10 protein-coding genes are annotated in these 14,882 nt (G+C 56.4%); 6 read left to right on the top strand and 4 right to left on the bottom strand.

The genetic code is table 11. The features are described from left to right. Nucleotides 1–59: 59 nt before the first annotated feature. Nucleotides 60–1,181, top strand: a complete 1,122-nt coding sequence (locus Pla100_RS17330; RefSeq protein WP_146578956.1) for a glycosyltransferase — start codon at nucleotides 60–62, stop codon at nucleotides 1,179–1,181. Between the two features lie 22 nt (nucleotides 1,182–1,203). Here Pla100_RS17330 and Pla100_RS17325 read toward each other — a convergent pair whose 3' ends face one another. From Pla100_RS17325 to Pla100_RS17315, 3 genes are all read right to left on the bottom strand, one after another. Beyond that, nucleotides 1,204–3,273 carry a hypothetical protein gene (locus tag Pla100_RS17325; RefSeq protein ID WP_197168028.1) on the bottom strand — a complete coding sequence of 690 codons (2,070 nt, stop codon included), beginning with the start codon at nucleotides 3,271–3,273 and terminating at the stop codon, nucleotides 1,204–1,206. Nucleotides 3,274–3,356: 83 nt separating this feature from the next. Then, the gene (locus Pla100_RS17320) at nucleotides 3,357–4,943 is read right to left on the bottom strand and encodes an SPFH domain-containing protein (protein WP_146578955.1); all 1,587 of its coding nucleotides are present in this window, start codon (nucleotides 4,941–4,943) and stop codon (nucleotides 3,357–3,359) included. A gap of 8 nt (nucleotides 4,944–4,951) precedes the next feature. Further along, nucleotides 4,952–6,607 (bottom strand): SPFH domain-containing protein, encoded by a 1,656-nt coding sequence (locus Pla100_RS17315; RefSeq protein WP_146578954.1) that lies wholly within the window; start codon nucleotides 6,605–6,607, stop codon nucleotides 4,952–4,954. A gap of 264 nt (nucleotides 6,608–6,871) precedes the next feature. Between Pla100_RS17315 and Pla100_RS17310 the strand changes: the two genes are divergently transcribed. Continuing rightward, complete coding sequence (locus tag Pla100_RS17310; RefSeq protein WP_146578953.1) at nucleotides 6,872–8,836, top strand: ABC transporter ATP-binding protein; 1,965 nt, start codon at nucleotides 6,872–6,874, stop codon at nucleotides 8,834–8,836. Between the two features lie 249 nt (nucleotides 8,837–9,085). Here the strand turns inward: Pla100_RS17310 and Pla100_RS17305 are convergent, their stop codons facing one another. Continuing rightward, complete coding sequence (locus tag Pla100_RS17305; RefSeq protein ID WP_146578952.1) at nucleotides 9,086–11,053, bottom strand: ABC transporter ATP-binding protein; 1,968 nt, start codon at nucleotides 11,051–11,053, stop codon at nucleotides 9,086–9,088. Between the two features lie 252 nt (nucleotides 11,054–11,305). Between Pla100_RS17305 and Pla100_RS17300 the strand changes: the two genes are divergently transcribed. From Pla100_RS17300 to Pla100_RS17285, 4 genes are all read left to right on the top strand, one after another. Beyond that, complete coding sequence (locus tag Pla100_RS17300; RefSeq protein WP_146578951.1) at nucleotides 11,306–11,512, top strand: hypothetical protein; 207 nt, start codon at nucleotides 11,306–11,308, stop codon at nucleotides 11,510–11,512. Nucleotides 11,513–11,543: 31 nt separating this feature from the next. Next, on the top strand, nucleotides 11,544–12,794 hold the full coding sequence (locus Pla100_RS17295) for a DUF1559 domain-containing protein (protein WP_146578950.1): 1,251 nt from the start codon (nucleotides 11,544–11,546) through the stop codon (nucleotides 12,792–12,794). Nucleotides 12,795–13,092: 298 nt separating this feature from the next. Continuing rightward, nucleotides 13,093–13,950 (top strand): ABC transporter permease, encoded by an 858-nt coding sequence (locus Pla100_RS17290; RefSeq protein ID WP_146578949.1) that lies wholly within the window; start codon nucleotides 13,093–13,095, stop codon nucleotides 13,948–13,950. A gap of 45 nt (nucleotides 13,951–13,995) precedes the next feature. Continuing rightward, the gene (locus Pla100_RS17285) at nucleotides 13,996–14,673 is read left to right on the top strand and encodes an SCO family protein (RefSeq protein ID WP_146578948.1); all 678 of its coding nucleotides are present in this window, start codon (nucleotides 13,996–13,998) and stop codon (nucleotides 14,671–14,673) included. The last annotated feature ends 209 nt before the right edge of the window (nucleotides 14,674–14,882 follow it).

Below are 14,882 nucleotides of genomic sequence, written 5' to 3'. Positions count from 1 at the left end.
TGTCACGAAGACCCGGGTCGAGATTCGGAGGGAGAACTATCGGGAGGAACGCTCGTGTCATGCAAATTGACTTAATCATCACCGAACTCGACGTAGGCGGGGCCGAACGGACGATGACGCGATTGGCAACGTCGTTGCATCGAGCGGGTGACGACGTCCGTGTTTTCGTGATGGGTCGACTTCCCGATTCAACGAAACGTGATGGTCGTGATTCGTTGGTCAAGGATCTTGTGGACGCCGGCGTCGATTTGTCCTCGGGTGAGGCGAACAGTAGTTGGGAAGCAGCGAGGGTGGCGCGCACGCTAATGAAATGGGTCCACCGACGCCCCAACGCGGTCCGTCAAAGTTTTCTGTTTCATGCCAACGTGATGTCGAGTTTTGCGTCATGGACGTTACCGAAACTACATCAAGGAATCGACGTCGCAGGGATTCGTGTCGCCGATCCGAACCCCAGGCGACTTTGGATCGAACGCCGGGCGCTGCGGAACAAGCGACACGTCGTCTGTGTCAGTGCGGCGGTGGAAGCCTTTGCCCATGATCAGCTTGGCGTCCCGGCGGATCGAACCAGTGTGATCGGCAACAGCGTCGAGGTGAGCCGATTCGAGGACGTAACGGCGATCGATTGGGGGCGGTTGGGTTGGTGGTCCGACGTGAAGGTCGCTTTGTTCGTGGGACGACTGCATCCGCAAAAGAACCTTGAACTTCTGCAGCAACAGCTCGACCAGTTTGCACCGCTCGATAGCGACCGCAAGTTAGTCCTGATGGGCAAGGGCCCCCTTGAGGATCGCTTAAAGGCTTGGGCGGAATCGGTGCCGGGAGATCGTGTTCGCTTATTGCCGTGGCAGTCCGATGTGGCACCATGGATGAAGGCGTGTCGCGTCCTCGTTTTGCCCAGTCGTTACGAGGGCATGCCTAACGTAGTGATGGAAGCGATGGCGGCGGGAAAACCCGTCGTCTGCAGCCGCGTCGAAGGGAGTGCAGAATTGATCGGCGACGATTCGGAGCAAGGATTTCCGCCCGACGACGGTCCAGCGATGTCGGACCGATTGAATCGTTTTTTGACGGACGAAGAATCGGCGGACCGGGTTGGAATGAAAAACCGGGAACGGATGCAATCTGAATTTTCAGTGCAGAGAATGGTTGATGATTATCGTGGGTTGTATGAGCGGTTGTTGGCGTGACCGAAAGTCCTGGCGACTTTCGCTATGGCGATTGGAAGACGTCACCGAAGATGGTTTGTTCGCCTTGATACGCGATGGCTTGCAATCGCACCGGGCCGTTGCCGATTTTCTCGGGAGTGAATGTCAGCCTGGACGCATCGCCGTCAAACTCGGCGATGGTTCGGCCCAAATGCATGACTTCCATACGATCGGCACCGGGGCAATCGACGAACACCGTCCATCGTGATTGGTCTTGTTTTCGCAAGCGTTGAATTTTCGGCAGGATCCGATCGCCGCCGACTTTAAGTTGCGCTCGCGTGGCGATCGCGGGACGTGTGGGGTGCCGACCGGTCATCACGACACGGCAATCGACCATTCCCGCGAGCTCATCAGGCAAGTTGATCTTCATGTTGGGGACCGGCGGCGCGGTGGCAAAGAGTTTGCCGAGCACGTAGAGTTGGAATTCGGCTACCGGACTGCTCACGGGAGAGTCCGGTAAAGCTTGCCAGTGAACCTCGATCGCGCTGGGTTGGGGAGCCGTCTTTGGTTCTCCTTGAGTTCCGACCTGAGGTGCCGTTTCGATCCGAATCAGATCGTTGGGTGGACGGGCGAACGGTTGGCAAATCGGATCACCGACGATCAATAACTGATAAGGCGAGGTGACAGATAAATAAAACGCCTCGATCGCGGTGACGCCTTCGCAGTAATACGGATAGATCATCGGGGTCGGGAACTTAGGGACCAAGGCGTACGGTTCAGCAACCGCACCGCTGCTGATCGCGGCGCCGGCGCTGAGTAGTTCGGTTAGTTTGGTTTGCGACTTGGTTTCGAAGGCACCTCCCAGGCTGGTCAGGTTCTCCGCGAGCGCTCCGGGGGCGAATGACCACTTCCGACTCTCCAGCGACAAGCCGGCGGAACCCAACATCATGCCAACATAGGTTTTGTCCGAATCAGGCAGCGAGGATGGGAAGATTTCGACGTCTTGTTTGCGTGACAACAACCACGCGATCGCATCGCCGTAGAGCGGTTCGCGGGTGGTCACGCGGACGTCGGCCGTCTTGGCGAATCCGAAGACGCCATTGGGGAATGTATGATCCGCTTTGGCGGCGAGTTGTAAAACCGCGATCGCTTCGTCAAGCGTATTGCCGTTGGGGTGAACGACCGCGAGCACACACGATAAGAGATACGGGATCGCACCGGATTTCGGTGGGACAGGATGGCCACTCGCCGTCCATTCCAATGCGGCGGCGAAAGGCATCGGACCTTGGTTGACGACCGGCACATCTTCCATCGCGTCGAGTAGACGCTGCTTGCGCGGCGATAGGCTATCTGGATCTTCGGCGTTGAAAACGTCTCGAAAGGTGTCCGATTCGGTCAGATGGCGTCGATCCGCCCAGCCGCTCGCGACCGCCTTGTCGAGTTGTTGCAACGCCTTGAGTTCCTCATCAGCAGCCAACCAATGCTCGGCGGCAAGGATATGTAACGGCGATAGCGTCGGGTACTCATCGGCGAGTGCCTCAAACGATTCGGCGGCCCGGGTGTGGTCTCCATCGCGAGCGGCGGATTCGGCGGCGGTGAACTGTTTGCGTTTCTCGCCGGCGAAGGGATTGACGAAGTGACGTGCAAATCTCCCGCGTGCGTACTGGTTACTCGCCCACCCCAGGTAGTCCGATGAATCCGATAGCACGAACCGATAAAAATAGGTGAGTGAGTTGATCGACGCCGTCGGAGTTTGATACTTCTTTTGGTTCGGATCAGTCAGACGCTTGGTGTGCTCGCCGATCTGAACCGCCGTGGGGAAACCGGCCGAGTAGGCAACGACTTGGATTTGGGCGGCGATTTGTTTTGCGTTGATTTTTTCCAAAAGCGGTTTCAGGATTCGATCGCGAAAGTCGTTCAGTGATACTGAATTTCCTTCGGGGACGTCGTCGAGCCAGATCACGTTGTTGGCGGGGACATGCCGAAGCGAGACGTAATGGTTGGCGACGGTGATCGAATCGATGGACGCCGCATTGACGACGACAGCAACGTTCTCGCCGGTGACACCGGCAAGGACAGGCGACGCGGCCGTGCAGACCGCGCACGCGAACGATAGCCAACGTGATGCAAACATGCCGGGTATTGTAACCCGCTTGTGCCGGGTCTGCGCCGAAGCGGCTCCGACCCAGCCTACGAGGATTGTGGCCGGGTTCGGCGTTAGGGTTTGGTGAGGGGGATCGTGGGCTGGACGGTTTTTAGGTCGGTCCATAGGGTGCCTTCGCCGGCATAGAACAATTTCAAGTCCAAGTCGGCGGGTAATTGTTCGGCGAACTCCCATTTGTTGAACGCGGCGGGAGAGCCGAATGCTTGGACGGCCAAACGGAATTTGTCCGCATCGGCTTCCTCCTGCATTTGTTTGGCACCGGCGGTGGCTTTTCCGATCAGCACCGTTTTCTTGGCGACCAAATCGGCGGTTTGTCGATCGATCGCGGCGACGAGTCGTTCGGTTTCGGCGGCGATTTCTTTGGCAAGTTTTTCGCCTTCGGCCATTTCACCGGCGCGTTTCCGTTCGGTTTCGACGACCACCCGTTCGGCTTCCAATTCGACGCGGCGTTCGGCTTCGCGAAGGTCCGCTTCGATCCGAGCCGTTTTGGTTTCTTCATCCCTCGTCAAACGTAACTCGTCGCTGACGTATCCGAGCTGGATCGGCAGTCGAACGTCTTGCGGGATGTAAATATGACGGACCAAACCGTACAGCATCGAGATCCGCTTTTGCGAGAGCACCGTTTGAAACTCGGTGCTGACGTCGGTTTGAAATTGCTCGCGAGTTTCGCCGACGAGCAATTCGATCGCTCCCATCTTGGAGCCGTTGTTTCGGCAGATGCTTTCGCTTTGCGGTTCGATGACTTTGAGTTCAACGGCGTCGAGATTGCCGAACAAACGCACGATCTCCGGTGCATCGTCGGGCATCAATCCCCAGATCGCGGTGAAGTCGAGTTGGATGTCGAATCCGTCGTTACTCGGGAAGTTGATTCCCGAACCGGCAATCGCGAGCGGTTCGCCTTGGTCGTCGAACAGCGTATTGCCTTGTTGATCGGTTTGCTTGCTGCTAAGGATACTCGATTCGGAGTAACCGACGTTGATGATGTCGATTTCCTGTTCGTTCGGATTGACCGGATAGAGTCCTGGTTGCAACACCTTCGATTGGATGCCGGCTGTCAAGCCGGTCGCCTTGTTGTCCGTTTGCATGGTTACCACACCGACGTAGCCGGTCGGGATTTCGACCCAGCCGCTGGTTTTTTCTTGGTTGCCGACACGACGTCGTTCGAGCTCGACGATTTTGAATTCAAACGCATAAGGGTTAGCACGATAGCGACCGGGACCGAACACTTTGCGCAGGATGCCTTTTTGTCGGGCTTGGTTTTCACCTTGCAAATCGCCGTCGACGAGGAATTCGCCCTGGGGCAATTCGTCGCCGACCTTGCACGTAACGACGCCGATTTGTCCGGGCACGATGACGACGTCGGGAACGATCTTTCGTTGCCAATAGATCGGATTGTAGAAGTGACGACCGGGACCGCGCATTTGGTCACGCACACCGATCTCATTTTCGTTGGCGAGCCGGTTCGGGGGTGCTTCGGTGGCGGGCAGCACGAGTGGCCCCTTGTAACGCAACTGCAAACTATGTCCTTCGGGGACATAAATGCGGCATACGAACCACAAGAACATGAAGTACAACCCGATGACGATCCACAGGGCGCTGAAGGCCAATCCGGCCCACGATTGATAGCGACGAAGGCTCATGATGATTCCTACTTGGTGGGTTCGGTGACGGGTTTTTCAGAGACGGCCGCATCCGATGGAGCGGACTGACCGGACGGTTTGGCGTCGGATTGGTTGAATTCGTTGAAGATGTCCATCAGCGGGCTGTCGGCGGTATTGACCATCATTTGCCGGAAGCTCGGTGCCATTTTCTTGAGCATGACCCAGCGTGCGTATTGATCGCCGTCGCCTTCATAGGCCTCGACGGCTTTGGCCCATCCGGCCGCGTCGGCTTCGTTGCCGAACTTGATGACTTCGGCGTCGGCTTCACCCTTGGCGGTGATCGCTCCTGCTTGATCGATCGCGGCTTCGAGTTCGACTTCGGCGACCTTGCGTTGTTGTTCGGCTTCGATGACGGCGACTTCTTGTTCGCGTTGTGCTTGGGTGGTCAACTTCACGACCTCGCGTTCGACTTCGACAAGCGCCTCTTTTTGCTTGACGAGTTCTTGTTCGATTCGTAATTGCTGTTCGCTGGTTTGCTGTTCGATTTGTTTGATGTATTGCTGGGCCTGTTGCGTTGCGATTTGGCGATCACGCACGGGGCCGGCGATTTGTTGCGGCGGCGAGATTCGTGTGATGAGCGCTTGGACGATCTCGATACCTTGGGACTTGCATGTTTCCTCGAGCGTCGCTTGGAAGTCTTTTTGGAACTGCAATCGCTTCTCGCCCAAGATGAAATCGCGACCCGAGTTGTCACTGCCTCTCAAACGGCAAAACGAACGTGCGTTGGGGAGGATGATCTTAGCGATGATTTCTTCTTCGACCCTGGCATCGAGGCCGTTGTCGTTGTCGGCATCGTTGTAAGTCACGAAGACTTCCGCGGCTCGTTCGGGATCAACGCGGAATTCGATTCGTCCATCCAGACGGACCCAAAAGCCGTCACGGCTGGGAAAGCCCATTTCGCCGCCGGTAGAAAGATTGAAGCGTTGGCTACGGCAATCGACTAGGTTGATTCGTTGGACATAGGGGTTGATGTAATAGACGCCGGGATTGAGTGTTTCTTGTTGAACGCCTCGGTTTCCGGTTTGAACGATCAAGGCGTTGGGGTCGTCGGCCATCGGTGCGGACAGCAATGTCACGACACCTTTGAAGCCGGCCGGGACGACGACGGGTTGGTGCAGTTCGACCAACTCGGAGTAGTTGTCGCGATTGATGATCGGCTTGGAGTCGGCTTGGTAGACGATCGCGTTAAGCGGATAGCGGCCCGGGCGGAGGACTTCCGACGAGATGCCTTTTTGCCCGGCGGAATCGGCGATCAGATTGCCGTACCCGAGGTCCTCCCCGTAGAGTCGAATGCGGACCCCGAGTCGGTTTTCGGGGATTTCGACTTGCTCGACGATGTCCCATTCCCAGTTCCAGGGGTTGTAGAAGTAACGACCTTCGGTCAGGACTTTTTCTTGCAAGCCTTTGTATTTACCGAACTCATCGCTGCGGACGATCTCGGTCGCGTTATCGATCTCCGCTCCTGTCTTTTTGATCAGAACGGCGATATGGCCGCTGGGGACTTCGATCCGGCAGAACGCGTAGATCCAAAAAACCAGGCCAAAGACGCTGGCCAGGAAAATCAGTCCGAGCGAGCCCAGGAGGCTACCCCGGATAAGGGTTCGCAACCGCTGGTCATCGCGGAAACTTCGACTTTTGCTCATTTTCGGTTCTTGGGAAGGAGGTGGATGCCGGGCCCCGCTGGTTCGGCAGTGTGGTCATCGCGATAATTCTGAGATGATTGATAGTTCGGCCGGTTCGGTAGCGGCTCGAAGAGGGGTCGCGGTAACTATGAGGCGGTAAAACCTAGCACGCAGGGCGCGGCGGTGGGTGATTCGGCGGATAAATCCGTCTGGCAGTGGTTTCGCGACTGCTGATACAAGCGTGGTTTTCCGCCCGACTCCACGTTTCGCCCTGTTTTTCCCGCCATGAAGTCATTTCGCCGGGTTTTGCGTCTCGCCGCTCATCGACGCTGGTCGCTGTTGGGCGTCCTGTTGACATCCCTCGTGATCGCTGGGATGTGGGGCGGCAATATCGGAACGTTGTATCCGATGGTTGAGGTCGTGTTCGAAGGCCACGACCTGAAGTCCTACCTGCAAGTCCGGGTCGAACAAGCCGACCAGGAACTCGCCAAGGTTCAGGAAGCGTTGTCTCAAACGCCACCGGACGACACCTCGCTGCGATCGAAGTTGGAATTTGAACAGACTGCGGCGGAGTACTCGTCGCAGTGGTTGCACCGGATTGCACCGACGGTCAACCGATGGGCACCGACGGGACCGTTCAATACGTTGTTGCTCGTCGTCGGCTTTTTAGTCGCGGGGACGGCGATCAAACTGGTCGCGCTGACGATCAACTTGATGTTGGTTCAGTACATTTCCGAGGGAACGGTGATGGATCTGCGAGAAAAGTTCTTTCGCAAATCGCTGCATCTGGACCTCGATCATTTCGGCGAAAACGGTTCGGCGAACTTGACGAGTCGACTGACCAATGACGTTTCGCACATCGGCGTCGGCTTGAGCACGTTGATCGGACGATTGATTCGCGAACCGCTGAAGATGTTTGTGTGTTTGCTCGGTGCGGCGTTGGTGTGCCCGCGGTTGTTACTGCTCGTGTTGGTGGTTTCGCCCATCGTTGCGGTGGTGATGCAGCGGTTGAGCAAATCGATCCGTCGCGCCAGTCGCCGGGTAATGGAAGAAATGAGCAGTCTGTACGGGATGCTCAACGATGCGTTCAACGGCATCCGGGTCGTGAAGTCATCCAACACGCAATCTCACGAACGGGCTCGATTTCGTCAGCATGCCGCAGGTTACTTCGCCCGTTCGATGAAGGTTGCGTTCTACAATACCGCCGCCCGAGGTGTCAGTGAGTTGCTAGGACTGACGGTGGTGGGATTGGCGATCATCGCGGGCGGTTATCTGACCATCAATCAACAAACCCACTTGTTGGGCATCCGGATGACCGACCGTCCTCTTGATGATGGGATGGTGTTGTTGTTCTTTGCGTTCTTGATCGGCGCTTCCGATCCGGCAAGAAAGCTGTCGGACGTATGGAGTGCCTTGCAACGCGGCATCGCGGCGTCGTCACGGGTTTACGAAATCATTGACGCACCCGTCCGGGTTGAAGAGCCTGTATCGCCGGTGGCGCTAACGCGGCCCCATGAAAAGATCCGGTTTGAAAACGTGCATTTCCAGTATCCATCGGGGCCTCTGGTACTGCGCGGGATTGACCTGGAGATCGCCCACGGTGAAACGATCGCTTTGGTCGGACCGAATGGTTGCGGCAAGAGCACGTTGATTAGTTTGTTGTGCCGTTTCGATGACCCGCATCAAGGACGCGTTTGTTTTGACGGGACGTCGATCGCTGATCTGTCGACGCGGAATCTGCGACGGAGGATCGCCTTGGTGACTCAACGAACGGTCTTGTTTGATGATACGATCGAGAACAACATTCGCTACGGAAGCCCGAGTGCGGACTCACATGACGTGGTGCGGGCGGCAAAGTTGGCCTTCGCGGATGATTTCATCTTGCGAAAAACGCCCAACGGATACCAGTCATTTTTAGGTAACGGCGGCGTACGTTTGTCCGGCGGGCAGATGCAGCGAATCGCACTAGCTCGCGCGTTCTTGCGAGATCCGGATATTTTGATCTTGGACGAAGCGACCAGCCAAATCGACATCGAGAGCGAGCGATTGATCCACGAAGCGCTCGAAAAGTTCTTGGTCGGTCGCACGGGAATCATGGTGACCCACAGGGCGAGCACGTTGGCGATGGCCGATCGCGTCGCGGTACTCGATCACGGTCAAGTCGCCGCAATCGGCAAGCATCAACATTTACTCGCGACGAATAGCTTTTATCGCAATCTATGCCACAGCGACTACGCGGATGCGGCCTAGCCGGCTGGCAAAGGCCGGGATCGTGGCAAAGGCCGGGATCGTGGCATTGGCCTCCGGCCTTTTCATACCCCCACATCTTTTTTGACCCCCACGAGCTCGCCTCGTGGGTGAAGAAGGTTCGCAAGCTAGACAACCTCGGCTTCCTGCCAGACGAGCTGGCAGGGGAGCAATACATGAGGACTTGTGGGGTATACAAAGGCTGGAAGCCTATGCCACTTTTATCATGCGGCCCCTAATGTTCACACGATGCTAAGCGACCGGAGCTTGGTTCATTTGCAAATGAATCATGTCTTGGTAGCGTCCACCTCGAGCAAGCAATTCGGCGTGCGTGCCGGTTTCGATCACCTCACCGTCTTCGAGCACGATGATTTGATCCGCACCCATGATCGTGCTCAATCGGTGTGCGATCACGAATGCGGTTCGGTCTTCGAGAAGCTCCGTCAAGCTCTCTTGGATCAAACGTTCGCTCTCACTGTCGAGGTTGCTGGTTGCCTCGTCGAGAATCAAGATTTGAGGGTCGGCCAGGATCGCGCGGGCGATGGCGAGTCGTTGTCGTTGACCGCCCGAGAGCTTGACGCCTCGTTCTCCGATGACGGTGTCGTATCCACGCTCAAACCTAACGATGAACTCGTGTGCCGCCGCAGCGGACGCCGCACGAACCACTTCGCCCCGGTCGGCTTTGGGATGGGCGTATGCGATGTTTTCGTGGATCGTTCCGTCGAACAAAAACACGTCCTGTTCGACGATCCCGAGCAGCGAGCGGTAGCTCGAGAGTTGGATGTCACGCAAGTCGACGCCGTTGTAGATCACCTCGCCCTCGGTCGGATCGTAAAACCGAGAGATCAAATTAGTCAGCGTTGTTTTTCCCGCACCGCTGCGTCCGACCAACGCGACCGTTTGCCCGGATCGCACGTCGATGTTGATGTTCCGCAGGACCCGCGTTTGGGTTCCGGGATATGAGAACGATACGTTCCGCATTTCGATCGCTCCGCCCCGCACGTCGGCGGGCAAACGGGCGGCACCTTCGCGGCTGGGTAGTTCTTCGTCCACGTCAAGGACGTCCAAGATGCGATCCAAGCCGGCGAGGTTATTTTGGAACGTGACGGCGCTGCCGGCGAGGGTGGCGAGCGGGTCCAACAACATCGTCAAATAAACCAGAAACATCATCAGGTCACCGAGCGTCAGTTCGCCTTCGATGATTTGATAACCGCCATAGAGCAACAGGCCCGTCGAGGCAAGTGGAATGACGACTTCCCAGATCGTTTCGATGATCCGCATCCACCACCACGTGAAGAGTTGTTGCCGGACCAGAAAATCGCCTTCGCGGACGTAGCGTGATGATTCGCTGCGGGCTCTCGAAAACGTTCGCACGACGCGAATGCCGCCGAAGGTTTCGGTCGCGCCACTGTCGATGCGTTGGCGTTGTTTGCGAACATCGCGAAACAAGGGCCGGATACGATTGATGTACGTTCGGTGAGTGATCCATACGATGGGCAGCAACGTCATGCCACCGATCATCAGCTTCCAATCGACGAACATAAGAATCACCAGCGACCCCGTGAACTGAACGATCGCCCGCCAGGGGTTGTAAAGCATGCTGAAGATGAGTTCCGAAACTCCACCGGCGTCTTCGCGGATCAAACTCGCCACGCCGCCGCTTTTCATTGAATAGACATGATGCAGCGGCAAGCGAACGGCGTGGTCAAAGACGTGTCGTCGGATCGAAACTTGGGACTTGTTGACCGCTTTGGTGGCCAGCCATCGTCCGATCAGATTGATCGCCGTCCCGATCAGAGTAATCACCGTCACGAACAACCCGATCCCCAGCAGCGTCCGCATGGGCGTGTCGATCGGATCGCCGAGAATCGCAAACACGCCCGGCAAGTCCGCCATCGCTTCGGGCAATGGTTGGGGCGGCCGAGTCAATACCGAGTCGATGGCGAGTTTAGTGCCCAGCGGCGGAATCAAACGCAACGCGATGCTGATCGTCAAAAAGAACAAAGCGGCGATGATCGTTCCGCGATGTCCGGCGATCAACTTCCAAAATTCACCAAACAATTCGAAAAAAGACCGCTCACGGTCACCAATCTTTTTGCGACTGCGATCATCGTCCGAATGCGGCGAACGAGGTGGCGGCTGCGAGTTCGAACGGCGGTGACGTTCGCGAACCGTGCTTCGGTAGTCGTCGAATCGCTGACGACTCGGAAGGATGGGCATATTGAATGTTAGCGATGTGGGAGTCGGCAGATTGGATAATCAGTCTATCCTACCGAACAAGTCCCGCACATCGTCGCCCGAGATCCCACGTTTTTGCGACAACCACTACGAGCGGCCAGCGGACCCTTACAAAGGGATGACGGGCAAAGTGGGCGTCCTCATCGAAAATTAACTTGTCTTGGAAACACCCGACTCATAAAACATAGGAGTATTGTCCCAAGGCCGCCTGATTCTTGTGGGGAGGAATTTGAGATGCGACCACGCCACCCTGCAATTCGTTTTTGTCCCGATTCATTCGCTTGGTTGGGCATTTTGACTTTCTTTGCCGCCGTGTTACTTGTCGGGTGCGGAAAACCTCAAAACTCGATCGTCGAGGAAACCGATGCCTACCGCTACGAAGATGTGCTGGCGCAAATTAACGCCGAAGAGGCAGCGAGCGATCAGGCGGCGGAAGAATAAATATCTCAAACTTCTACTCGGACCGAGTGCCATGAACGATTGCCCGCGTCGCGATAGAACCGGATTCACGTTAGTCGAACTACTCGTGGTGATCGCGATCATCGGCGTGTTGGTCGGGCTTCTTTTGCCGGCGGTTCAGGCGGCCCGCGAGGCATCGCGGCGAATGAGCTGCAGCAACAATGTGAAACAGATCGGCCTGGGCCTTCACAACTATCATGCCGCTTACAATCAGTTGCCGATTGAAGGGACCGGCGCGACCAATGAGATGGTCAATTCGGCCACCGCCGGCGATGCCAGTAATGGAACCGGATTCACGCGGTTGGAGCTTTCTTTTCTGGTCGGTTTATTGCCTTTCGTAGAACAGCAGTCGCTTTGGGAGCAAATCAGCAACCCGATGGTCGAGAGTGACGGTGATCGTTGGCCGGCATTCGGCCCACGTCCGCGTCAGGGAGACTACCCGCCTTGGGCCACGAACATCCCGACCTTTCGGTGCCCGAGCGATCCAGGATACGGCTTACCCGGGCTCGGTCGTACCAACTACACAGCTTGCAGTGGTGACGGGTTCTACTATGCAATGGAAGGGGTCACCGTATGGCAGGGGTCCGTTTCAAACGGAAGATGGCTATATGAATCCGATTCCCAAGCGATGACGCGTTCCCGGTGCGGGCTACGAGGCGCCTTTGTTACCCGAAAGTCGATGAAGTTTCGTGACCTCACCGACGGACTGTCCAACACCATTGCGGTTGGAGAAGTCATCACAGGCTTGCAAGACAACGACATTCGCGCCGTCGGCTTTGATAATTCCAAAGGGGGCAACACCACAGTGAACATGCTCAATAACCCCAAACTTTGTGAAGACGTCGCCATGGCGAACGGCTACCTAGACCCGGCGCGACCGCGATTTTGGACGGATACCGCGACGACCTCTGCGGTCACCCAACGTGGATTCCAATGGGCCGACTATCACCCCATCCATACTCAGTTCAACACGATATTGCCCCCCAATTCGGAAATTTGTACCGTCAACACGAGTGAACGATACGGCGTATTACCAAGCAGCAGCCATCACCAAGGCGGCGTTCATATCTTAATGGCCGACGGGGCGGTGAAGTTCATTACCGATTCAATCAACGCCGGCAATCGGCGCAGCCCTTGTGTGTATTGCGACGCAACGACAAGCGGGACCAACAGTGTCCTCGCCGCCGGTTCGCCGAGTCCTTATGGATTGTGGGGGGCGTTGGGAACGCGGGCTTCGAACGAAGTGATCGACCAAGAGTTCTAGCTTTATCCGGTTCGGTTGCCTCCCGATCGCCGAATCTTTACATTTTGGTGGCATTGGCTTCCAGCCTTTTTATACCCCACATTTTTTTTTGACCCCCACGAGCTCGTCTCGTGGGTGAATAAGGTTCGCAAGCTTGCCAACCTCGGCTTCCTGCCAGACGAGCTGGCAGGGGAGCAATACATGAGGACTTGTGGGGTATAAAACGGCTGGAAGCCTGTGCCACTTTTACAATGCGGTAGTTCATGTTCACGCGGTGCTTATCGCCATTGCCACCTCTACCGGCTTCGGGCTGTTTGATATGAACCCAATCTCTCTGTCCAGCCGATTTCGCGCCGCGTGGATGCTGGCGCGACGCGAATGGACGCGATTTTTTCGCCAGCGCAATCGCGTCACCGCCGCGATCTTGCAACCGATACTGTTTTGGTTGTTGTTTGGAACGGGCCTGAGCGGATCATTTGAATCCGCCGGTGGCGAGAACTTTTCTCAGTTCTTTTTACCCGGAACGGTCGCGTTGATCGTTTTGTTCACGGCCATTTTTGCCACGATCTCCGTCATCGAGGACCGGCGAGAGGGGTTCATGCAATCGGTACTCGTTTCGCCGGTCGGCCGGTTTCCCGTGCTTCTTGGTAAGGTACTCGGCGGGGCAGCGATCGCTTGGGTGCAAGCGTTGGTTTTCCTGACGTTGGTTTACGTCGTCGGCGCCGCATCCATTTCAGCGACGTTTCCGATGCTGTTGGTGCTGCTCGCGTTGATCGCGGTCGCGATGTGCGCGTTGGGCATGATCGTCGCTTGGCCGATGGAAAGCACGCAGGGCTTCCACGCGATCATGATGTTGGGACTGATGCCGATGTGGCTATTGGCAGGGACTTTTTTTCCAATCCCCGAGTGGGACATCGCGGGGCCTGGCGCCGACGCGTCCCACGGAAACACCGGCTGGGGCGGATGGGTTTTGGCCGGTATCATGAGAGCCAACCCGCTGAGCTATTCGATGGTCGAACTACGACGATTGATCAATCCATCGGTGGATCTTTCTACCGCGGGGTTCGCCCCGTCTCCGATGACATGCTGGATCGTTACCGTAATCGCCACGATCGCAACGTTGTCGATTGCATGGATACTGATGCGAGGCAGTCGCCGGGTTGATACGATTGTTTAGCCCCGATACCAACACGATGCCGTTTTTTCCAGCTAGTTCATCTCCATGAAAACCGCTTTCAATCTTGTCCTGATCCTTGTCACCGGTGTTTTGTTAGGGTTGGGTGTTCGTGCCCTGCGACAACCGACCCCACCCGCTGTCGGCCCCGCGTCCGGCGACGTCGTCTTTACCAATGACAATGCGGTCGTTGACAATGAAACCGTTCGGGCGTCGGACATCGAGAATGCGATGCCGACCAAACCGCCCGAGGACGAAGAGTGGCTCAGCCGATTTGAGTTGACCGAACGCAGCGGCGAAACCGTCTCAAGCGAAGACCTCAAAGGTGTGCCTTACGTCGTCAGTTTTTTCTTCAGCACCTGCCCGAGCATTTGTGTTCAACAAAATCAAAAGCTCCAGGAACTTCAAAAGGAGTTCGAAGGTCAAGGCGTTCGGTTTGTCGCCATCAGCGTCGACCCGGAAACAGACACCCCGGAAGTGCTGCAAGAGTACGCAGCCCGTTTTGGTGCGGACGAAGACCAGTGGCTGTTTCTAACGGGCGATTTGAATTACATTCGCCGGGTCGGTTCCGAAATCTTTCGCCAACCGGTTAACAAACAGTTCCATACCGAACGATTCGGATTGGTCGATCCGCAAGGCAAAATCGAAGGATTTTACAACTGGCCGGAGCCGAAGCAATTCGAGAAGCTTAAAGAAAGCATCCAGTCGATGCTTGCGGGCTGTTGATTTAGTCCTCATCGAAACCCGAAGCGTGAGCGAGGGATACATACAAAGGACTTAATGGTGATGAATCCCTCGCTCACGCTTCGGGTTACGATTAAATCAACACGCCGCTTGCCTCGTAGGCTCGCTCGTAGGCTGGTTCCCTTTCGTCAGGACAAAATGCCGGGTGTGCGTCGCAAAGCCTCCTTCACCCAGCCTACGTAGAGCCGATC

The organism is Neorhodopirellula pilleata, assembly GCF_007859915.1.
GTDB classification, from domain to species: domain Bacteria; phylum Planctomycetota; class Planctomycetia; order Pirellulales; family Pirellulaceae; genus Rhodopirellula; species Rhodopirellula pilleata.
This window is presented reverse-complemented; position numbering and strand designations above follow the sequence as displayed.

What these genes read in the sequence shown, in the direction of transcription:
- Pla100_RS17295 (WP_146578950.1), top strand. Translation starts at nt 11,544, where the DNA reads ATGAACGATTGCCCGCGTCGCGATAGAACCGGATTCACGTTAGTCGAA.
- Pla100_RS17330 (WP_146578956.1), top strand. Translation starts at nt 60, where the DNA reads ATGCAAATTGACTTAATCATCACCGAACTCGACGTAGGCGGGGCCGAA.
- Pla100_RS17315 (WP_146578954.1), bottom strand. Translation starts at nt 6,607, where the DNA reads ATGAGCAAAAGTCGAAGTTTCCGCGATGACCAGCGGTTGCGAACCCTT.
- Pla100_RS17285 (WP_146578948.1), top strand. Translation starts at nt 13,996, where the DNA reads ATGAAAACCGCTTTCAATCTTGTCCTGATCCTTGTCACCGGTGTTTTG.
- Pla100_RS17300 (WP_146578951.1), top strand. Translation starts at nt 11,306, where the DNA reads ATGCGACCACGCCACCCTGCAATTCGTTTTTGTCCCGATTCATTCGCT.
- Pla100_RS17310 (WP_146578953.1), top strand. Translation starts at nt 6,872, where the DNA reads ATGAAGTCATTTCGCCGGGTTTTGCGTCTCGCCGCTCATCGACGCTGG.
- Pla100_RS17325 (WP_197168028.1), bottom strand. Translation starts at nt 3,273, where the DNA reads ATGTTTGCATCACGTTGGCTATCGTTCGCGTGCGCGGTCTGCACGGCC.
- Pla100_RS17305 (WP_146578952.1), bottom strand. Translation starts at nt 11,053, where the DNA reads ATGCCCATCCTTCCGAGTCGTCAGCGATTCGACGACTACCGAAGCACG.
- Pla100_RS17290 (WP_146578949.1), top strand. Translation starts at nt 13,093, where the DNA reads ATGAACCCAATCTCTCTGTCCAGCCGATTTCGCGCCGCGTGGATGCTG.
- Pla100_RS17320 (WP_146578955.1), bottom strand. Translation starts at nt 4,943, where the DNA reads ATGAGCCTTCGTCGCTATCAATCGTGGGCCGGATTGGCCTTCAGCGCC.